Here is an 18,935-nt window from a genome sequence, read left to right as displayed (position 1 = left end):
CCACCTTTATCAGGAATGAATTGAATTGTCAGTTGTTGTTGTGATGCACGAAGATCCATTATATATCAAATCCAATCATGTTTTCAGCAATTTCAGCGAATGAATCTTCTTGCTCTTCTGTGTATTGTTCCCATATTACCTTACTCCACAATTCAATTCGATTGGAAACCCCGATGACAACACATTCTTTTTCCAGTTTTGCGTAATTCAGAAGAGATGACGCAATATTAACCCTTCCCTGCTTGTCCAGTTCGCATTCGGTCGCACCGGAAAAAAAGAATCGGGTAAATGCGCGGGCGTCTTTTTTGGTGAGCGGCAGAGCCTTCAGCTTTTCTTCAATCAGCTTCCATTCATTCATCGGATAGCCGAAAAGGCATTGGTCAAGTCCTCTTGTCAGCACAAACTGCTCACCGAGGCCTTCTCTGAATTTTGCGGGTACGATCATGCGGCCCTTTGCATCAATTGTATGCTGGTATTCACCCATAAACATGATAAGGACCCCCACTTTCCCTCCTAAACTCACCACCATCCGCCACTTCTCTCCACAACCTCATTTTACACTGTTTACACATAAAAAAAAACCCTGAACTATTCAGGGTTCTTTAAAACTTTATTTCAAAGTTTGACAATCTGATGTTGGTTTTGAAAAGAAAATGGCAGATGTTTGAAGGTTGTGAAGAATTTTGGACCGTAGCGGTTCAGATAATACATCACATTCCAAATCCGTTCCTGCGGAGCGCCGAGCGGTCTGATGCTGTTTTGGATTCTTTCATAGTCACGCAGCACAAAACCTTCTTTTTCTTCAATTCTTTTCGTTACCGTCCGTTCTAAAAACAAGAGCTGATCCTGAATGAAGGCGGCATTCTTTTGTAAGAGCGGCTCAAGGCTTGAATCGACCTTCAGCGCTTCGTTCCTTGCGCTTTTATGGACGGCTTCAATCTGCGACTTCGTCTGTTCCATTACAGAAGAAAACTCTTCCGGAATCTGCTCTTCAAAATAAGCGTCTTTCAGGTGTCCGGTGCCGTGTTCAATCGCTTCCTGAAGCGGAATATTCCGTTCTGAAAGCTTCTTTTCAATATGGCGCTCAAGAATCGTAATGTTCAGTCTCGGCACTACCGGCGTCATGCGGAAGCCCATTAATGAGAAAGCCTGCTTCAGCTCACCCCAATAATTGATCTCCCCCGGTCCCGCGATAAACGCCAGAGTCGGAATGAGAAACTCCTGCATAAGCGGCCTTGTCACAACGTTATTGCTGAAACATTCCGGTTTTTCTTCCATATGAGTATGAAGCTCGTCGTTCGTCCACTTCAGGTCAAGCTCCTTAATGACAAAAACGCCGTTTTCTTTTTCAATTAAGAAACGCTCTCCCTCGTGTTCGTAAAACAGATTAGCCTGATCTTTGTCCGATTCAATAATCGGTTGATAACCGGCTTCCCGCATAAGACGCTGCTGGTCTGACACGGCTTTGGCAAGCTCGTGATTGTGTTTTAAAATCTGCTGAAACATACCCGTTTCCAGCTTTTTAATCCCCGGATCTCCCGAATTCATCAGAATAAGGCCTTCTTCTTGAAACAAGTCGGCGATCAACAGCTCAAAAAAGTCCGTGAACGTCTCTGATGAGCGTAAACATCGCTTCACGTTTTGAAGGAGTGTGTTTGTGTGATCCGTTTCCTCAAAAGCAGCGAACACTTCATCAATCCAAGCCGCGCATTTTTCCTGATCAAGCTCGGTTTTAGCCGCCGATGTTTTTTTCCAGTACGACTGCGGCAGTTTCTGTTTCACCGGACCTTTATTCTCTGTTGACGTATGCACAAAATTGATTTCTTCCAGATCGTGATCTTCACCCGCCACCCAGAAAATCGGAACGACAGGAATCTGTAACGCCTCTTCCTGCTGTCTGGCAAGTACGATAATGGAGATAATTTTATGTATGGTGTAAAGAGGCCCCGTTAAAAGACCGGCCTGCTGGCCGCCTACAACCGCTGCGCTTTTTGGATCTCTCAGTTTTTCGATGGAGGCCTGCATGGCGGCGGAGTGAAATTTTTCGTGATAGGAGGATAAATAATCCGCTAATTCCTCTCTGGCAAACGGCCGCGAAGACAAGTCATGGAGCCGCTTTTGCCATACGTCCTCTGAATGAATATCATAATCAAAAAATGAAGACATGTTTTCTCCATCTATATAGTGCTGCACAAACTTATTTTGACTTTTGATGGAAAGTTCAGTTAGCTGCATCTGTCTGGAACTTCCTTTCTCCAATAAATAGTTAGGTTTCCGAAATGAGTATAGCATGTTACCGGAAAACCTCAAAAGACTTTGTTTCAATTTCTTTCTAACGCTTTTATGCTGCGGTGTAAAAACGTGAGATGAACGGCCGGCAATCCTCGGCTTTCCGCTTCTTTTACAAGGTAGCCGATAATCGCATCGGCCTCTGTCCGCCTGCCTGCCATGATATCGACGAGCATGGAAGAATGATTTTTTTCCGTCAGTCTGCAAACTTCGCAAACCTTGTTCCACGCTTTTTCTCTATCGGCGAGGCCAAGTATTGTCTCCGCTTCTTCAAACACGTTTCTCATATATTTTTTGTAAGCGTCATTTCTTAACAGCTCTCCGTTTTTCACGCGCAGCAATGCAGTTAACGGGTTGATGCATACATTGATGATCAGTTTTCCCGTTAAAAGCCGATACCAGTCGTTTTCATCATATACGGGAAAATCCCGGTGCATGCCGGAAAAGATGCTTTTGAGCATTTCCGGCCGGGATGCGCTGAATACACTCCATCTTACGGCTCCCGCTCCCGTATGTTCAACGGCATGATCCGATATCTTTTTTGCTCCGTGCTCAACAGTGCCGGCATAAAGCGAATGATCCGTATGCCAATCTTTAATGTCGTGTATGTGTCCCATGCCGTTTTGCAAAAACAGCACATTCGTCCCTTTTATCGTCTCAAGATCCCGCAGCACAGCACTGAGCTGGTGCTGTTTAACGGCTGCGATTAAGAGGTCGAATCCGGAAGTGAGGCCGGTTTGCGCTCTGCATGCCGCCGTACATTCTATTCCGTCTTTCAAAAGCCGGATACCGCCTGAGTTAATCGCATCAGCCTGTTCCGTCCGCCGCGTAATGACCGTTACCTGATGGCGGGACGATAAGTAGTAAGCACATAAAAGACCTACCGCTCCGCCGCCGATAATTCCGATTTTCACACTGTCACACCCTATATCTGCATTTTTCCATATTATCATAGCAGAAGCCGCCGCAAATTACTTCAATTTCGTTTTGAGCAAAAAGACAGGCAAGCATATTATAGTTGGAATTTTCAATTAAAGCGTTTACAATAATGGTAGAACACAACAAAGGGGGAGTTTGTGTTGAAAATAGAGCGCCTGCTCATCAACTTTAAGACACTCGAAGAATTTAAAAGGTTTAAGGAATACGGGATGCAGGAGCTGTCGATGCTTGAAGATCTTCAGGATAATATCATTGAAAATGACAGCACCTCGCCTTTTTACGGGATTTACTTCGGGGATAAACTAGTGGCGAGAATGAGTTTATATCAGGTAAACGGAGGCGCGAATCCGTATTTTGATCAGCGTCAGGACTTTTTGGAACTGTGGAAGCTTGAGGTTCTTCCGGGCTATCAAAACAACGGATACGGAAAAGCGCTTGTTGATTTTGCAAAATCTTTCAGAATGCCGATCAGGACAAATTCACGCATGAAATCAGCAGAATTCTGGGATAAGATGAATTTTGAGCCCGTTAAATATGATATGGCGCGTGATAAAGGAGAAAATCCTTACATCTGGCATCCCGATATGGACGGTGAAATGACATCCGGAGAAACGGCATAATAAAAAACCGGCCGGGCCGCCGCCCTCAGGCCGGTTCATTTTACAGGCTCTGCGCCGATTTCCTGTCGTCTTCTTTTGAATTGACCATCCTTCTCGCTCTGTCCATAATGTCAATTAACGCTTTATAATCTTCTTCCGTCATCTCCAGCTTGTTTCTCAAGCTTTCATTTTCCTCACGCAGATCCTCGACTTCTTTTTGCAGCGCGGTCAGCTGTTCTGTGAGTTTTTCTTTTTCATGACGAACATCCGCTGCGGCCGGCGACTCTTTAAATTGCTGAAGAAACAAAATGACATCATCAATGGACAGCTCTTTTTCTCCTTCCGCCCTGCGGATCGGAGGCTGTTTGACGGTTCCCGGCAGATTGGCGGAATGCACCCCGATCTGCTTTCTTAATTCCTTCCGCTGTTTTTTCGCCAGTTCTATCCCTGACTGATATTGTTTTCTGACATAAGAATTCCATCTGAACCCGCAGGCGGCAGCCGTTCTCGTCAGCGCTCTGCCGACTTCTTCAAAAGCGGAAAGCTGGGTCCCGCCTTCCCGAATATGCCTGAGCACCACTTCGGCCAGCAGCAAATCTTCATCTTGCGTCCAAGCGTCTTGTCTCGTTATCGTCAATCGTATCTCCCTCCATATTTGCTCATTTACCTCATACATATGCCGCTGATAGATTAGATAGACTACTGGCGCTCACAATTTTTTCGGCGGAAGCAGGCCGGAGGGGCAAAAAAAAAGAAAAGCGCAGGAACCAAGATTCCCGCGCTTTTCTTCATACATTAATTGCTTTTAACATTTATGTCTTTGCCGTTGTATGATCCGCATGCTTTACATACACGGTGAGACAATTTCATCTCTCCGCATGACGGGCATTCTGTCATACCAGGTACATTTAGTTTGAAATGTGTACGGCGCAATCTTTTTTTCATTTTAGAAGTTCTTCTAAAAGGTACAGCCATTATTCCCACCTCCTTAAAGAGTTAAGATTCATCATCTTGTGTTAAGAGCTTTTTCAGATCCGCAAGTCTGGGGTCGATTTGATTTTTCTTGTCTTCCTCAGAAATCACTTGCCAATCCTTCCCCACTTGGGGAGCGGCTCCTTCTTTTTGTTCAGTTTCACAAAAGACTTGCATAGGAATTTCTAAAAGAATCTCTTCTTTTACGATCGGAGTTAAGTCAACGATATCGTCTTCAGCAATATGAACGTCCTCATCTTCTATATCATCCGACTTATGAAATCTAAACAGTTCTTTTGTCGCGATTGTAAATGGATACGGCACATCAACTAAAGTTCTTGAGCACGGCAAAACCATTTCGCCTGAAATCGTAAAGTCAAACGAAACTTGCTTGGATTCAATCTCCGCGCGACCCTTCACCCGGACGGGAGAAATGCGGCGGATGTCAGAATTCAATTTTGTCAGCTCATTTAACTCAACTGTTTCATCAAATTCAAAGCTCTTTTTCGCCATTTGATGAAGCTGATAAATCGTCCATTTCATTTGTATCACCTCAGGAAAGCAACAAACATGATTATAGCTTTTCAGAATGTTTTTGTCAATATTTTTTCTTTACAGCATAATGCCGCCGTCATGCAATCGTTGACAGCCGGATAGGCTATGCATACACTAAACGAAACGGACTAAAATATGCACTTCATTTGCAAATGTACCACACGAAGCAAAACATAGCAAGAAAGGCGGGACAAATATGAAAGCAGTCGGCCTGGTTGTTGAATATAATCCCTTTCATAACGGACACCGCTATCATGCGGAACAAGCAAAAATCAAAACGGACAGCAGCGTCGCGGCGGCGGTGATGAGCGGCCCTTTTTTGCAGCGCGGGGAACCGGCCGCCGTCTCAAAGTGGGCCCGGACAAAAATGGCGCTGGAAAACGGCGTGGATATCGTCATTGAGCTCCCTTATATGTATGCCGTACAAAAAGCGGAATTATTCGCGCGCGGCAGCGTTTCGCTTCTTCATCATTTAGGATGCAGCAGCTTGTTTTTCGGCAGCGAAAACGGGAGGATCGAACCCTTTATTGAAGCGTCTGAAGCGTTCAGCCGAAAAGAAGACGACTGCAGCCTGATTCTGAAAGAGGAGCTGAAAAAGGGTCTCAGCTATCCGGCCGCCGCCTCAAAAGCTTTTTCACACATATTCAAAGGGCGGGACATGCTCGATTTGTCCAGGCCGAACAATATTCTCGGTTTTCACTACGTTAGAGCGATACACGCCTTCGGTTCCGCTATGAAGCCTTATACGACAGCCAGAATCGCTTCCCAGTATCATGACGCCGAGCTTCCCGGAGATAACAGCCGGATAGCCAGCGCAACAAGCATCCGGAAAGCGCTGATAGAAAAAGGAACGGCGGCCGCAAGGAGCTTTCTCCCGGAAGCGTCTGCGCGTGAGCTGGAGGCATACAGAAATTCATACGGGATATGGCACAGCACGGAAGACTATTTTACATATGTAAAATACAGCCTCAGCACTCTGTCCGCTGAAGAATTGAGCCGAATCTACGAAGTGGAAGAAGGCCTTGAGCACAGAATTTTGCGCACCATCAGACAAGCCCGATCCTATCGCGAAATGATGGAACGATTGAAAACAAAACGATACACATGGACGAGGCTGCAGCGGATGAACACGCACATTCTGACACGGACGAAAAAGGAGGACATGCATCGGCTCTTACAGCCTTCAAGCGCTCCTTATATCCGTCTTCTCGGAATGACAAAAAAAGGACAGGCGTACCTGTCGGCAAAGAAAAAAGAGCTTACCGCACCTCTCGTCAGCAAGCTCTCTTCTTTCTCTCATCCCGCTCTGGATCTGGACATACTGGCGGGACGGGTTTACAGCCTGCCGATAAAAGAACCTGAACGCACATTGTTTGAGAAACAGGAATTTTCACAAGCGCCGATCCGCTATGATGAAGACGAACAGCGTTTTTTGAATGCGTAAAAAAAGCACCTGCCTGTATCAGGTGCTTTTTACTTTCAGCTGATCCAAATAGTCAAGTGCGTCCTGCATGGTGTCGACAGGGACGATCTTCATATCGGACTTGATTGCTTTCGCCGTTTTTACCGCATTTTTGTAATCAGAATTTTCAGCTCCGTTTTGATTCGGCGCAAAGAAAATATCTTTTCCCGCTTTGTCTGCGGCGACGACTTTCTGATCGATTCCGCCGATCGGTCCGACCTTGCCGTCCACGTCGATTGTCCCCGTTCCGGCTATATTATAGCCTTTTGTTTCGTCAGGTTTTGTCAGCTGGTTGTAAATTTCTAAAGACATCATGAGACCCGCAGAAGGCCCGCCGATGTTTTCAATGCTGAAATGGAGATCCGGCTTCACTTTCACGTTCCGGTCCGTATATAACGCGACGCCGATTCCCGCTCTTTTCGGGTCGTCCGGGAATGATTTCAGCACAATGTCAACTGTCTTTTCTTTCGTGTCCCGTTCAATGTGAAACGTTACTTTTTCCCCCGCTTTTTTGCTGCTGATATAATCAATCAGCTTTTCAGCGGATTCGTATGTTTTCCCGTCCGCGCTGATGATTTTATCACCGACCTCTATTTTTCCTTTTGCCGGCATGTCAGAGACGACTGAGCTGGCGAAAATCCCGTTAAATGAGTATTTCACCTGTTTCCCGGCTTTTTGATAAGCGGCAATGACCGCGTTTTCTTGGGAGCTTTTCATCATTTGCAGCTGGCGCTTCATATAATCCGAGTCCGATTCGCCCTCTTCTTTTATGCTTTCATCAGGGACGATTTCATCGTAAGGATGCACTTTCGCCCAAAGATATGTATACGGATTGGCGGGGCCTACTTTGACAGTCATCAAGGAAAGGCTTCCTTTTTCAGGATAGCCTCCGTCCACCTTAATCAGCGGTCTCAGCTCTGATGCTTCTCCCGGCTGTGTAATGTAATACGGAAGCTTAATAAATGTAACAGCAATTAATAAGATCAGGATGATAAACACCCAGCGAAAATGTTTTGCTTTCATATGAGTTAGCCCTCCCAGTTCTCTATTTCTTGTTTAATCCGGCCGATCATCCGGTCTGCGGCTTCTTCGCCCGCTGTGATCATATGATCAATGTTGGCAAAAGAACTTGAGCTGAATGATTCAAGAGAAGGGCGGATCATGACGTCTGCGGCAATGGTCTGGTGACGGACCAATTCATTTTGCAGTATATCCATACTTTGCATGATTACATCAAAAATATGTGCCGCTTTTTCCGTTTTTTTCACTCGGGATACGTCAGAGGCGATGACGATATCAGCACCCATATCTTTTACGGCGGAAACCGGGATTCTGTCAACCACCGCGCCGTCGACTAACATACGTCCGTTCATTTTTTGCGGGACGAAAACGCCCGGTATGCTGATGCTCGCGCGGACGGCTTCGGACACTGAACCTTTCGTAAAAACGAGTTTTTCGCCGGTCTGAAGGTCGCAGGCCACGATGCCGAGCGGGATCCGCAGTTCTTCTATCGGCTTGCCGTACGTATAGGCATGAACAAGCTGCCTGATGCGGTCTCCTTTTAAAAATCCGAGCCTCGGCATCGTATAATCCGCGTACAGCCGCCGCTTAAATGCTTTGGCGACTTTTTTCATCGTAGCCACGTCATGCCCGGCCGCATAAAAGCTTCCGACTAATGCTCCCATGCTGCTGCCGGCAATCATATCAATTGGAATCTGATGCTTATGTAAACTGGATAACACTCCGAGATGAGCGATGCCTCTTGCCCCTCCCGAACCTAACGCTAACCCGATTGTAGGTTTGGCCAACGCGACGAACCCCCTAATAGACATCCTATACATGAATTCTATGGTCTAAATTGAACCCCTATGCTCGTATATTAGTACAGGATGACAAATAGGTACTTGCCCGGCCGCCTTTAAGGTCTGTTCTATATTTTATCATGATATAAATGTCAGTGTGCAATTTTAGCATCGGGGAGGTAAGAATGAATTTGTCTAAGTTTCATACATTTTTGATTTCATTGTTTTTCATTTTTTTGACAGCGACGGTTATTTCACACCCTCAGGCCTCATTCGAAGCCTCCAAAACCGGTCTTTCCATGTGGTGGGAGGTCGTTTTTCCTTCATTGCTTCCGTTTTTTATTCTATCTGAGCTTTTAATCGGATTCGGCATTGTCAAATTTGTCGGCCTTTTACTCGAACCCTTTATGCGTCCCATTTTCAGAGTGCCGGGGGTCGGCGGATTTGTACTGGCTATGGGCATGGCTTCAGGCAATCCGGCCGGCGCGAAGCTGACTGCACGGCTGCGCCAGGATAAACAAATCTCCAGAGTAGAGGCTGAACGCCTCGTCTCTTTTACCAATTCATCCAATCCGTTATTTATATTCGCTGCTGTGGCGGTCGGCTTTTTTCATAACGCGTCTCTCGGCATTCTGCTGGCATCGGCTCACTATCTCGGAAACATCGCCGTCGGCCTGACGATGCGTTCATACGGACGGAAAGAAGAAGCGGCGTATACCGGTAAAAAGACGATCGCTCTCCCTTCTCTGAGGGAAGCATTTCTGGCCCTCCACAAGGCGCGGCTTTCGGAAAAGCGGCCGCTCGGAAAAATTTTGGGCGACGCCGTCACCTCTTCTGTACAAACCTTGCTGATGGTGGGCGGTTTTATTATATTGTTTTCGGTTTTCAGCCGGTTATTATCAATCGTACAAGTCATGGATGTGCTTTCTGTATTTACAAACGCGCTGCTTTCCCTTTTTCATCTTCCGGCAAATCTGGACATCCCTCTTATCAGCGGAATGTTTGAAATTACACTTGGGAGCAAGCTGGTCAGTGAAGCTGATGCCGCCTTGCTGCCGAAAGCCATGATTGTGAGTTTTATTCTCGGGTTCAGCGGCCTTTCCGTACAGGCCCAGGTAGCCGGCATTTTATCGGAAACAGATATCCGCTTTAAACCGTTTTTCGCGGCGCGTATCCTTCAGGGCATTTATGCCGCACTCTTTATTCTCTTACTGTGGAAGCCGCTTTACCTTGCGTTGGACGAACCTTACCAGTCCGTATTCCTCCCTTTCCGCGATCAGGACGCGGGATCTGCTGCCGTCAGCGGTTGGAATACACTTGTTGAAATCGGTCCCGCCATCACACTGACAGCTCTCGCCGTATACGCATTGATTTATTGCTACAGGCTGTCAGCACGGACAAAAAAAGGATGAGACGCCTATCAGCGCTTCTCATCCTTTAAATTTCTGCTTCAGCGCCTGTTCAACTTCCGGAGGAACAAACTCTGAAACAGGCCCGTTATATTTTGCGACTTCTTTTACGATGCTTGAACTTAAAAAAGAGTACTGATTGTTCGTCATCATAAAAAAAGTTTCTATTGATTCGTCGAGCACGCGGTTGACGGAAGTCCCCTGCATCTCATATTCGAAGTCAGAAACGGCTCTGAGCCCCCTGATAATCGCCTTCGCCCGCTTTTTTTTCGCATAGTCGATTAACAGTCCCTGTGACGTCTCGACCGTAACATTCGGTATGTCTTTTGTCACTTCTCTTAACAGCTCACATCGTTCCTCAACTGTAAACAGCGGCTGCTTAGAAGAATTATTGAGCACGCATACGTACACCTGCTCAAACACGTTTGCCCCCCGTCTGATAATGTCCAGATGTCCGTAGGTGACGGGATCAAAACTTCCGGGACATACAGCTATACTTGCCACATCATTACCCCCTATTTCGGTATATCGTCACTCCTGTAAGCCCGTAAATTTCCCTTCTTGTTACAGAAAGCGCGCCGACGGCTTCAGGAAGCGCAACGGCTTTATCATGCTCGGCTACGACAAAACCGTCTTCATTCAGCATGTTCTGCTCATCAATCATTTCGATAAGCGCTTTCAGCTTTTGTTCCTTATACGGAGGATCTAAGAAAATTCCGTCAAAACCTTTTTCCCGTTTCGCCGCGGCATAGAGGGCCCGCTCTGCATCATTGCGGTATACTTCCGCTGAAGACAGCAGATCGAGCGCTTTGATATTTGCTTTTACCGTTTGGATGGCTTTGAAATCACGATCCACAAAGATACAGCGGTCAAATCCGCGCGACAGCGCTTCAATCCCGAGACCGCCGCTCCCCGCAAACAAATCCAGCCCCGTTCCTCCGTCAAAATACGGGCCGATCATATTAAAAATAGACTCTTTTACTTTATCCGTCGTCGGCCTTGTTGATGTGCCCGGCACAGCCTTTAAGGCTCGTCCTTTTCTTGAACCGGAAATTACTCTCATTATTCACACCACTTTTTCTGAAAACTTTGATGTTTCTCATCGGCTGAGCCGTTATGTATCAAAACAATCCCTATCTTATCATAAAGCATTCTTTCAAACAATGAACGTGAAATCGTGTATACATATTCACATTCCTGTCAAGACTACGTGTAACAGCATCAATGAATGATGTTGTTGCCAACCGCGGAGAAGACTTACGTTTCCCCATAAGTTCTTCCTCCGGTTTCTCCTCTCCCTTTTCCTTCTCCTTAACTTGTTAAGGAATAGAAGGACCCCGCAGGTATCTGCGGGGATTTTTTTTATATGCCGACTTTATAATCGTACTCTTTCGCTTTATCAAGCTTTGACTCAAATTCCAGCTTTAAAAAAGGTTTATAAGAAGGCTCTACCTTCTTCACATAAGAATAAGAAGAAATCTTTTCCATTGTTTTTTCGATCAGGTTCATATCGCAATACAGCACAACGTATTTCAGCCGCTTGGAAACATAATGAACGTTGCCGAATTTTCTCAGCATTTTGCTGTGTTTTAAAGAATGCAGATATACGATTATGCCTTGGCGCTTATTTTCCATCATGATCACCCGCCTGACTTTCTGTTCATTTTATGTAAAAGACGAGACGGCCGTCTCGTCAGGAAACTTTGCATCCGCAGCCGCCGCCGGAACCGCAGCCGCCGCCGCAGGATGACAGGCCGTCAAAATAAGGATTCCCCGTCGGCACTTTTACATGCTCCGAGACGGCCGTTCCGAGTTCAATGCTGATCTCGTCAAGCAGCGACTGAAGCTCAGTCTCCGCTTTTTTAAATTCGGCCACCTTATCGTTTAAATCGAGCTCCCGCTTCATTTCTCTCATTTTGCGGGAAATCTCTCTATAATCAGGATGGTATTTGCCAAAGCGCTGCACATCCTCATACTGCTCTTTAACGCTCATAAAAGAACGAATGATCCGCCCTGCCTCTTCATCTTCACGGAGACGCTTGTAACAATCGCGGTAATTTTCAGCCGTCTCAGACTGCAGAATCATGCCGGCAAGCTGCTCCGCTTCACTTTGAAGCTTGACGGACTCAATTGTTGCATACATAAATACGCACCTCCAGTTGCTAGTTTACCATGAAACCACCCAATTGGAAAATGCGGCGTTTAAACGCTTTTTAATCCTGCGAACGCATGGCGTGTACCATCTGCATCATCATCTGCGCCATTTGAATCCCGTTTGAGAATTGACTTACCCGATGCGGTATCGTCTTTTCATAAAAATTCATCATGTCAAGCTGAAAGGAATTGAGATCGTCCGGTTTTCTCGCAAGTCTGCGGTACCAGACGGGACGCTGCCGTATAAACCGTTTCCGTTCCTCATCTGCGGATATGAATTCCTGAACCTCTTTTCGCATACACGATCCCCTTCTTTAATCCTTTCTGAATGAAAAAGGATGTTGTCCGGAGCCTTGCCGGGGCTGCTTCGTGCTGCTCCCCGAAAATTGGCTTAAAAGGCTTTGCAATGATGAAATGGACTGGCTCATTTTATTGATCTGCTCATTCATTTGGTTGATATCCATCTTTTTGACGGCAGTGACCATTTTTGAAACGAAATCGTTCTTTTCAGCTGGTTCCTGTTTGGTTTCCGCGTCGGAAGAAGGCTGAACGGCCTCGTCTTTAAAAGGGTCCCACATCGGATCATCCTCGCCCAGAAGAACCCAGTTTTCATAGACTTCCTGCCAGCTTCTTTGTTCCTTGCGAACATTTTGGATCAGTTTGGGATGCTTTTTTACGAATTGTTTAAAATCATCGATTGATTGCCGTGATTGCTGATTCGCCACAATTCTCACCCCCTCCGAAAAGTTTTGCCTGCTATAATGTATCGGTTCATGCGCCTTAATGTTCGCCTAAATTGCGAAAAAAAGCAGGTATATTTTTTTCAGCAGGAGCGCCGCTCGCGAAAAAACATAAAAAACCGCGGGGGACGCGTCCCTCTGCGGTTTTTTACTGCCAAGGCTTAATGAAGTTTTGCGTATAATACTTCCGGTCCACGCCGACACCGAGGTGCGTATAATCCGGGCTTAACAGCGCCTTCCTGTGGCCTTCGCTGTTCAGCCAGCCCTCCACGGCTGCAGGACCGTCCACATAGTTATAGGCAATATTTTCACCGGCCTCCCGGTATTTCACATCGCCTTTTTCCAAGCGGTCCTTCAGAGTCCCGTATTTCTTTGAGACGTGAGAGAAATACTTGTTATCCTTCATGTCCTTGCTGTGGCCGAATGCCACTTTCGCGGCGCCTTCGTCCCATTTCAGCCTTGCCAGTCCGTGTTTCACGCGGATGACATTTGTAATGTCGAGAATCTGCTGTTCACTCGCTCGTTCAATGTCATTCCATTTTTTATCAGAAACTGGTTCGGGTTCTGTCAGCTTTCCTCTGTACATGACCTCATACGGCCTTTGTTTCACAAGCGTTTCCGCATCAAAAGCCCTGATGCTTGACAGATTCCCGTCAAATTTGTCCATGTACAGCTGAACATACATTCCGCCTATCTTGACGGTGGGACGGGTATTGATATCTTCTTCGGAAAACTCAAACCGATACGTGTTTCCCTTGTCAGTCACATTGACAAAAGGAGAAACCTGCGTCGTTTTAAAAACTTCGCCCGTCGATTCGCCGATCTTAAACGGTTTTGCGTTGATGCCGCTTCCCGAAGCGTATAAAGTCACGGCTTTATCATTCAGAATACCGACTTGTACGTATTGGTCTTTCCCTTGGTTGTACACCCACCACTCGTAATCGTAGGCAGAAGGATCTTTCCGGGACGGTTCCCCAAGTTTCTTTTTCACATCGGCGGCAGATTTCCCCATGAGAGAAAGCAGTCCGGATGACGGCATTTTCAGCCGTTTTCCGCTCTCTTCTTCATTGGAAACCTGAGGCTCCTCCTGATTGGTCTTTTTCTGAGGAGCCGATCCATATTGTATAAACAGAACATACGCTCCGTAAATAAGCAAAAGGATAACGAGAGCCCTTGCGATATTTTTCAACCTCTCACCCCCATATCATCAAACCGTTCTGTTTTTGTGTACTCTTATACAGTACAGCCTATTTGCATCGTCCGTGATTTATGTTTAATGGATAAACCCCTCCGGACCTCCGTCTTCAGAAATGTCAGACAGCGCCCGGCCCGCTTGCTCATTTGATTGCTCGGCCAACGAAAGATCGCCGAGCGTAACAATGCCGACCAGTTTTTTATCCCTTGTGACGGGAATTCTTCTGAGCTGATGTTCAGCCATCAAATGGAGCACCTCCTCCACAGAGGCGTCTTCTTCTGCACTGATAACCCGCTCTGTCATTGCGTCGGTTATTTTTTGAGAGTTCGGCTTTTTTGAAGCAATTCCCCGTAATACGAGATCTCTGTCTGTCACGATCCCGACAAGTGTGGCGCCGTCTTCATCCACTATCGGAATGGCGCCGACATCCGCGTCTTTCATCTTCACCGCAGCTTCATATACATTATCTAATACTGTACAATATTGCAAGTCTGACGTCATGAGCTTATTGATCTTTGTCATTGCGGAATTCCTCCTTTTTTCTGCTACTATTGTCGTCAAATTTTTCTTTTTGCATACTTTCACCGTATGAATCATTGAAAGTGTAACGCTTTCATACTATGATTGTCAGGAAAGGGCATTTTTAAAAGGAGGGGGAAGGTTTGAAGTTTGAAAACAGCGGTCTTGAAGGGGTAACAGCGGAGCTCAGCCGCTTGAATGATCTGATGGAAGGTAAAGGGCTCATTCTGGCTGGACAATGGGATTATGAAAGAGTGACTTACGACAAAAAGTTTTCAGTACCTGAGGGGACATTTTATCTGCGGATTCAAGGAACGGCAAAAGAGGGCGATGTCGGCGGCAGACGGGCCGTGATTCAGCTGAAGGCCCCTCTTTTAGGAAAGCATTATTATCCGCACGGCGTAGAATACGGCAGCGCTGAAGAATTTCCGGAACATGTCGTCGCTGAAAGCAAAGCTTTACTGCTTGAATTGGAAGAGTCATTAAAAACAGTGCAAATGTAATAAAAAAGTACAGCATATTCTGCTGTACTTTTTTTTATGAGACGGTATGCTCGATATACGGCGGCTCTGACAGCGTATCTTTTTCCCGTTCCGTTCTGACCCACTGAAAAAAGATGACAGCCAAATATATTCCGTAGACCGCCTCTTGAATGATTTTCATCAGCACTGCCCCAAGCTGCTGATCTTCCAGAGGAGGCAGCGTGTTAAACATCTCCGGTCCGGATAAAGGGATCTCCTCCAGCAAATCTAAAGGAACGCAAAGCTTCATTGCTTCGGCCCAAGCTGCCGGATCTGTATACGTGGCATACATGGGCGCCCCGCTGAACATAATGAGCGCGCAGGCCGGCGTTAACAAAATCCCGTCTGCCATAATATACCCCAGCTTCATTAAACCGCTGAGACGGGGCAGACCGTCCACCTTATGCACAAGCGGCCACCACATAAAAAACGCCGTTACAAAGATGAGTCCGTTCATCAGCGTGTGATACAGCGAATCCGTTTTGACGAAATCAAATATAAACGGGATGTGATACAGCGAAAAAATACCGTTAAACAGCACTAAAGCGATAAGCGGCATTGAAAAAAACGAAAACAGCGGCTTTACGACAGGACGGAAGATCAGTTTTTTCCATGCCCAGCCGGGAATTCCGGAGATCAACAGCGGCGGTACGACTAAAAACAGAACCGCCATCTGCGCCATATGGGCGCTGAACATCACATGGCCCAATAAATCAACCGGACTTCCCGCAGCCGCGTAAAAAAATAGCGCGGAAAGCACAAACAGCACCTTCTCCTTAACGGCCACACGTCCTTCATGCCGGCTGCACCAGTAAAAGTAAACACCTGTTATCACGGCAGTTATACAAAACAGATACGGGCTCCACATTGCGCGAAACCCGAACATTTCCAAATTAATCAAATCTCTCACTCCCCGCCGCCCCGATTACCACCAAATAATCGTGACAAATGCAAGCACGGTGATAAACGCGACAAATATTCCCGAATACAGAAATAATGACGGCGCTTCATGCCCCTTCTGGCTCATATGCATAAAGTAAAACAGCTGAAAGATGACCTGAATGACCGCAAGCAGGATCAGAAACGGCATCGTAAACCATCCGGCAATGCCGTCTGCAGCCACCGTCAAAAACGCGACAAGCGTAAGGCCGATCATCAAGCCGAAGGATATGACCTGATATTTCATCTCCTCGGCATTTTTCCTTCTCCGATATTCGAGATCCGTACTGACAGTCCCTCTGTTTTTGTTATCGTCCATCGTTATCCCACCATCCCCATCAAATATACAACGGTAAAGATAAAGACCCACACGACATCGATAAAATGCCAATATAAGCTGGCCACATAATATTTCGGCGCATTATAAAGGCTGAGCCCTCTTTTCGCATTCCGGATCATGAGCACGCTGATCCACAACAGCCCGAACGCCACGTGTGCTCCGTGTGTGCCGACGAGCGTGTAAAACGCTGAGCCGAGCGCAGAGCTTGTAATGGTAAAGCCGAATTCGTGAGTGTAATGCATAAATTCATAGATTTCAACCCCTAAAAATCCCGCTCCCAATAATACGGTAACCAGAAGCCACACCTGCATTTTTTTAAAGGAGAAATTTTTCATATGATACATCGCATACACACTCGTTAAGCTGCTCGTCAAAAGAAGCATCGTCGCGATAAACACGATCGGCAGCTCAAACATCTCAGCCGTTGACGGCCCTCCGGCTTTTGATTCCCGTAAAGCAAGGAATGTCGCAAATAGCGAGGCGAACAGAACTGTTTCGCCGCCGAGAAACAGCCAAAATCCCAAAAACTTATTTTTCCCCTCCAGCGTTGCTTTTTCAGGAGAAGCCGGAAAGGTTTCAGCCGTCATTTTTTCCTGCAGCTGCATTACGCCTTCACCCCTTTATCATCATTCGGCAGATCTTCTTTGTGAATATGATAGCCGTAATCATCGACCACAGAGCGAAGCAGCATGGTAAAGAATGTGATGCCGAGCCCTATGAAGATAACCGGAAGCCCCCATGAATAATCGGAGTGGTATAAAAACCCGAACGCTGCGACAAACAGCCCGAAAGATATGATAAACGGCATGATGGAGCCGTTCGGCATATGAATGTCCTCTACAGGCTCTGCAGGCGCCATCACTTCATTTCCGGCCTGCTTTTCAATCCACAGCGGGTCAAGTCCCCGGACAAACGGAAGCTGTTTAAAATTATATTCCGGCGGCGGCGAAGAGACCGCCCATTCAAGCGTACGACCGTCCAGCCACGGGTCGTTCCCGACGTATTTCCCCTTTATTGAGGTATAAATAATATTGACGACGAGTAAAGCAGCCGCGCCCGCCATGAAAAACGCGCCGATTGAACTGATCAGGTTGCCGGTATCAAGCCCCTGGCCGGGCAGATATGTGTAAACGCGCCGCGGCATTCCCATCAAGCCGAGAAAATGCTGAATGAAGAAGGTAAGATGAAACCCGATAAAAAATAAGACGAACGAAATTTTCCCCATCGTTTCATGAAGCACCTTCCCGAACATTTTCGGCCACCAGAAATGCACGCCCGCCAGGATGCCGAACACAACGCCGCCGATAATGACGTAGTGGAAATGCGCTACGACAAAATACGTATCGTGGAACTGATAATCTGCCGCTGCGGCCGCCAGCATGACACCTGTGACTCCTCCGAGTACGAAAGAGGGAATAAAGGCGACGGCATACAGCATAGGCGTCGTGAATTTGACGTTTCCTCCCCAGATGGTCAAAAGCCAGTTGAAAATTTTAATGCCGGTAGGCACCGCGATCGCCATCGTCGCAACCGCAAATATCGCATTAGCGATCGGTCCGAGTCCCGTCGTAAACATGTGGTGAACCCATACCATGAACCCGAGAAAGCCGATCAGCACGATCGCAAAGACCATAGACGAATAACCGAACAGACGTTTCCTCGCAAATACGGGAATGATTTCTGAAAAAATCCCAAAGGCGGGAAGAATTAAAATGTATACTTCCGGATGCCCGAAAATCCAAAACAGATGCTCCCAGATAATCGTATTGCCGCCCAATTCAGGATTAAAGAAATTCGTTCCGAACAAACGATCCAGCATCATCAGCGCCAAACCGACGGTGAGCGGAGGAAATGCGAATAAAATGAGAGCCGACGCCACAAATGTCGTCCACGTAAACAGCGGCAGTCTCATATACGTCAAACCCGGCGCCCTCATATTAATAATTGTGGCGAGAAAATTGATCCCCGCAATGAGCGTCCCTAAGCCTGATATTTGCAGGCCGAGCACGAAAAAGTCTATGCCGTGCCCTTTCGAATTCAGCGCAAGCGACGCGTACGACGTCCAGCCTGCATCAGGAGCGCCCCCTAAAAACCAGCTCAGATTCAAAAAGATGCCTCCGAAGAAAAACAGCCAAAATCCGAGCGCATTCAGAAATGGGAATGATACGTCACGCGCCCCGATCTGCAGCGGCACAACCGCGTTCATCAGCCCGAATAACAGCGGCATCGCCGCCAGGAAGATCATTGTCGTGCCGTGCATCGTCATAATTTCATTAAACTGCTGAGCACCCATAAAATCGTTCCCCGGCCTCAAGAGCTGAATCCTGATAAGCATGGCCTCAAGTCCGCCGACGACGAAGAAAAATCCCCCGGCGATCATATATAAAATCGCGATTTTCTTATGGTCAACCGTCGTCAAATAATCCCAAAGTAAAGAGCTTTTTCTTTGCTGTCCTGTAAGCGTATTCATCATTTGCGACCTCCCCCCTGATATCTCCCT

The 18,935-nt window shown here is 46.8% G+C and carries 24 protein-coding genes; 4 read left to right on the top strand and 20 right to left on the bottom strand.

Annotated elements, in window-relative coordinates:
* Positions 1-58: 58 nt before the first annotated feature.
* The 3 genes from mraZ to G9F48_RS03220 form a co-directional block, all read right to left on the bottom strand.
* On the bottom strand, positions 59-490 hold the full coding sequence (gene mraZ / locus G9F48_RS03230) for a division/cell wall cluster transcriptional repressor MraZ (RefSeq protein ID WP_013352164.1): 432 nt from the start codon (positions 488-490) through the stop codon (positions 59-61).
* Positions 491-615: 125 nt separating this feature from the next.
* Positions 616-2,235 (bottom strand): bacillithiol biosynthesis cysteine-adding enzyme BshC, encoded by a 1,620-nt coding sequence (gene bshC / locus G9F48_RS03225; protein ID WP_165409022.1) that lies wholly within the window; start codon positions 2,233-2,235, stop codon positions 616-618.
* Between the two features lie 86 nt (positions 2,236-2,321).
* Positions 2,322-3,203: a 2-dehydropantoate 2-reductase gene (locus G9F48_RS03220; protein ID WP_238785797.1), complete on the bottom strand. Its 882-nt coding sequence runs from the start codon at positions 3,201-3,203 to the stop codon at positions 2,322-2,324.
* 162 nt (positions 3,204-3,365) lie between these two features.
* On the opposite strand from G9F48_RS03220, the gene G9F48_RS03215 reads away from it, so the two are divergent.
* Positions 3,366-3,848, top strand: coding sequence for an N-acetyltransferase (locus G9F48_RS03215; protein WP_015388272.1), 483 nt, complete (start codon positions 3,366-3,368; stop codon positions 3,846-3,848).
* Between the two features lie 40 nt (positions 3,849-3,888).
* Here the strand turns inward: G9F48_RS03215 and gerR are convergent, their stop codons facing one another.
* The 3 genes from gerR to G9F48_RS03200 form a co-directional block, all read right to left on the bottom strand.
* Complete coding sequence (gene gerR, locus G9F48_RS03210; protein WP_003154450.1) at positions 3,889-4,464, bottom strand: sporulation-specific transcriptional regulator GerR; 576 nt, start codon at positions 4,462-4,464, stop codon at positions 3,889-3,891.
* A gap of 158 nt (positions 4,465-4,622) precedes the next feature.
* Positions 4,623-4,802: a 50S ribosomal protein L32 gene (rpmF, locus tag G9F48_RS03205; protein WP_003154457.1), complete on the bottom strand. Its 180-nt coding sequence runs from the start codon at positions 4,800-4,802 to the stop codon at positions 4,623-4,625.
* A 21-nt stretch (positions 4,803-4,823) separates the two neighbouring features.
* The gene (locus G9F48_RS03200) at positions 4,824-5,342 is read right to left on the bottom strand and encodes a YceD family protein (protein ID WP_003154459.1); all 519 of its coding nucleotides are present in this window, start codon (positions 5,340-5,342) and stop codon (positions 4,824-4,826) included.
* A 208-nt stretch (positions 5,343-5,550) separates the two neighbouring features.
* On the opposite strand from G9F48_RS03200, the gene G9F48_RS03195 reads away from it, so the two are divergent.
* Positions 5,551-6,798: a nucleotidyltransferase gene (locus tag G9F48_RS03195; RefSeq protein ID WP_165409020.1), complete on the top strand. Its 1,248-nt coding sequence runs from the start codon at positions 5,551-5,553 to the stop codon at positions 6,796-6,798.
* A gap of 18 nt (positions 6,799-6,816) precedes the next feature.
* Here G9F48_RS03195 and G9F48_RS03190 read toward each other — a convergent pair whose 3' ends face one another.
* On the bottom strand, positions 6,817-7,839 hold the full coding sequence (locus G9F48_RS03190; protein WP_003154464.1) for a SepM family pheromone-processing serine protease: 1,023 nt from the start codon (positions 7,837-7,839) through the stop codon (positions 6,817-6,819).
* A gap of 5 nt (positions 7,840-7,844) precedes the next feature.
* Positions 7,845-8,624: a patatin family protein gene (locus tag G9F48_RS03185; RefSeq protein ID WP_014304961.1), complete on the bottom strand. Its 780-nt coding sequence runs from the start codon at positions 8,622-8,624 to the stop codon at positions 7,845-7,847.
* 179 nt (positions 8,625-8,803) lie between these two features.
* Here G9F48_RS03185 and ylbJ point away from each other — a divergent pair, with 179 nt between their 5' ends.
* Positions 8,804-10,030, top strand: a complete 1,227-nt coding sequence (gene ylbJ, locus G9F48_RS03180) for a sporulation integral membrane protein YlbJ (protein WP_165409019.1) — start codon at positions 8,804-8,806, stop codon at positions 10,028-10,030.
* A gap of 18 nt (positions 10,031-10,048) precedes the next feature.
* Here ylbJ and coaD read toward each other — a convergent pair whose 3' ends face one another.
* The 8 genes from coaD to G9F48_RS03140 all read right to left on the bottom strand — a co-directional run bounded on the left by coaD (position 10,049) and on the right by G9F48_RS03140 (position 14,638).
* Complete coding sequence (gene coaD, locus G9F48_RS03175; RefSeq protein ID WP_014417707.1) at positions 10,049-10,531, bottom strand: pantetheine-phosphate adenylyltransferase; 483 nt, start codon at positions 10,529-10,531, stop codon at positions 10,049-10,051.
* Positions 10,532-10,535: 4 nt separating this feature from the next.
* On the bottom strand, positions 10,536-11,090 hold the full coding sequence (gene rsmD, locus G9F48_RS03170) for a 16S rRNA (guanine(966)-N(2))-methyltransferase RsmD (protein ID WP_007409693.1): 555 nt from the start codon (positions 11,088-11,090) through the stop codon (positions 10,536-10,538).
* Between the two features lie 299 nt (positions 11,091-11,389).
* Positions 11,390-11,662, bottom strand: coding sequence for a YlbG family protein (locus tag G9F48_RS03165; RefSeq protein WP_165409131.1), 273 nt, complete (start codon positions 11,660-11,662; stop codon positions 11,390-11,392).
* Between the two features lie 58 nt (positions 11,663-11,720).
* Positions 11,721-12,170 (bottom strand): YlbF family regulator, encoded by a 450-nt coding sequence (locus G9F48_RS03160; RefSeq protein WP_003154472.1) that lies wholly within the window; start codon positions 12,168-12,170, stop codon positions 11,721-11,723.
* A gap of 70 nt (positions 12,171-12,240) precedes the next feature.
* Complete coding sequence (locus tag G9F48_RS03155) at positions 12,241-12,480, bottom strand: YlbE-like family protein (RefSeq protein WP_003154475.1); 240 nt, start codon at positions 12,478-12,480, stop codon at positions 12,241-12,243.
* A 15-nt stretch (positions 12,481-12,495) separates the two neighbouring features.
* Positions 12,496-12,906 carry a YlbD family protein gene (locus G9F48_RS03150; RefSeq protein WP_071391875.1) on the bottom strand — a complete coding sequence of 137 codons (411 nt, stop codon included), beginning with the start codon at positions 12,904-12,906 and terminating at the stop codon, positions 12,496-12,498.
* 163 nt (positions 12,907-13,069) lie between these two features.
* A complete protein-coding gene (locus G9F48_RS03145; RefSeq protein ID WP_003154477.1) occupies positions 13,070-14,110 on the bottom strand; it encodes a CAP domain-containing protein in 1,041 nt (346 codons plus the stop codon).
* Between the two features lie 84 nt (positions 14,111-14,194).
* On the bottom strand, positions 14,195-14,638 hold the full coding sequence (locus G9F48_RS03140; protein ID WP_003154478.1) for a CBS domain-containing protein: 444 nt from the start codon (positions 14,636-14,638) through the stop codon (positions 14,195-14,197).
* Positions 14,639-14,778: 140 nt separating this feature from the next.
* Between G9F48_RS03140 and G9F48_RS03135 the strand changes: the two genes are divergently transcribed.
* Entirely contained in the window at positions 14,779-15,138 is a 360-nt protein-coding gene (locus G9F48_RS03135) for a YugN family protein (RefSeq protein ID WP_003154479.1), read from the top strand.
* A gap of 34 nt (positions 15,139-15,172) precedes the next feature.
* Here the strand turns inward: G9F48_RS03135 and ctaG are convergent, their stop codons facing one another.
* The 4 genes from ctaG to ctaD are packed head-to-tail and all read right to left on the bottom strand — an operon-like array spanning position 15,173 to position 18,908.
* On the bottom strand, positions 15,173-16,057 hold the full coding sequence (ctaG, locus tag G9F48_RS03130) for a cytochrome c oxidase assembly factor CtaG (RefSeq protein WP_101536278.1): 885 nt from the start codon (positions 16,055-16,057) through the stop codon (positions 15,173-15,175).
* A gap of 24 nt (positions 16,058-16,081) precedes the next feature.
* Entirely contained in the window at positions 16,082-16,414 is a 333-nt protein-coding gene (ctaF, locus tag G9F48_RS03125; protein WP_015388278.1) for a cytochrome c oxidase subunit IVB, read from the bottom strand.
* Between the two features lie 2 nt (positions 16,415-16,416).
* A complete protein-coding gene (gene ctaE, locus G9F48_RS03120) occupies positions 16,417-17,040 on the bottom strand; it encodes a cytochrome c oxidase subunit III (protein WP_165409018.1) in 624 nt (207 codons plus the stop codon).
* Positions 17,040-18,908, bottom strand: a complete 1,869-nt coding sequence (gene ctaD, locus G9F48_RS03115) for a cytochrome c oxidase subunit I (protein ID WP_165409017.1) — start codon at positions 18,906-18,908, stop codon at positions 17,040-17,042. The genes ctaE and ctaD overlap by 1 nt, the downstream gene beginning before the upstream one ends.
* Positions 18,909-18,935: the final 27 nt, after the last annotated feature.

Origin of the sequence: Bacillus sp. EKM420B, assembly GCF_011065565.1 — a bacterium.
GTDB lineage: Bacteria > Bacillota > Bacilli > Bacillales > Bacillaceae > Bacillus > Bacillus velezensis.
This window is presented reverse-complemented; position numbering and strand designations above follow the sequence as displayed.

Excerpts from the sequence above, each read along its gene's own strand:
- rsmD (WP_007409693.1), bottom strand. The coding sequence starts at position 11,090 with ATGAGAGTAATTTCCGGTTCAAGAAAAGGACGAGCCTTAAAGGCTGTG.
- G9F48_RS03190 (WP_003154464.1), bottom strand. The coding sequence starts at position 7,839 with ATGAAAGCAAAACATTTTCGCTGGGTGTTTATCATCCTGATCTTATTA.
- G9F48_RS03155 (WP_003154475.1), bottom strand. The coding sequence starts at position 12,480 with ATGCGAAAAGAGGTTCAGGAATTCATATCCGCAGATGAGGAACGGAAA.
- ylbJ (WP_165409019.1), top strand. The coding sequence starts at position 8,804 with ATGAATTTGTCTAAGTTTCATACATTTTTGATTTCATTGTTTTTCATT.
- rpmF (WP_003154457.1), bottom strand. The coding sequence starts at position 4,802 with ATGGCTGTACCTTTTAGAAGAACTTCTAAAATGAAAAAAAGATTGCGC.
- ctaD (WP_165409017.1), bottom strand. The coding sequence starts at position 18,908 with ATGATGAATACGCTTACAGGACAGCAAAGAAAAAGCTCTTTACTTTGG.
- ctaF (WP_015388278.1), bottom strand. The coding sequence starts at position 16,414 with ATGGACGATAACAAAAACAGAGGGACTGTCAGTACGGATCTCGAATAT.
- G9F48_RS03165 (WP_165409131.1), bottom strand. The coding sequence starts at position 11,662 with ATGGAAAATAAGCGCCAAGGCATAATCGTATATCTGCATTCTTTAAAA.
- G9F48_RS03195 (WP_165409020.1), top strand. The coding sequence starts at position 5,551 with ATGAAAGCAGTCGGCCTGGTTGTTGAATATAATCCCTTTCATAACGGA.
- G9F48_RS03140 (WP_003154478.1), bottom strand. The coding sequence starts at position 14,638 with ATGACAAAGATCAATAAGCTCATGACGTCAGACTTGCAATATTGTACA.
- mraZ (WP_013352164.1), bottom strand. The coding sequence starts at position 490 with ATGTTTATGGGTGAATACCAGCATACAATTGATGCAAAGGGCCGCATG.
- bshC (WP_165409022.1), bottom strand. The coding sequence starts at position 2,235 with ATGCAGCTAACTGAACTTTCCATCAAAAGTCAAAATAAGTTTGTGCAG.
- ctaE (WP_165409018.1), bottom strand. The coding sequence starts at position 17,040 with ATGCAGCTGCAGGAAAAAATGACGGCTGAAACCTTTCCGGCTTCTCCT.
- G9F48_RS03200 (WP_003154459.1), bottom strand. The coding sequence starts at position 5,342 with ATGAAATGGACGATTTATCAGCTTCATCAAATGGCGAAAAAGAGCTTT.
- G9F48_RS03160 (WP_003154472.1), bottom strand. The coding sequence starts at position 12,170 with ATGTATGCAACAATTGAGTCCGTCAAGCTTCAAAGTGAAGCGGAGCAG.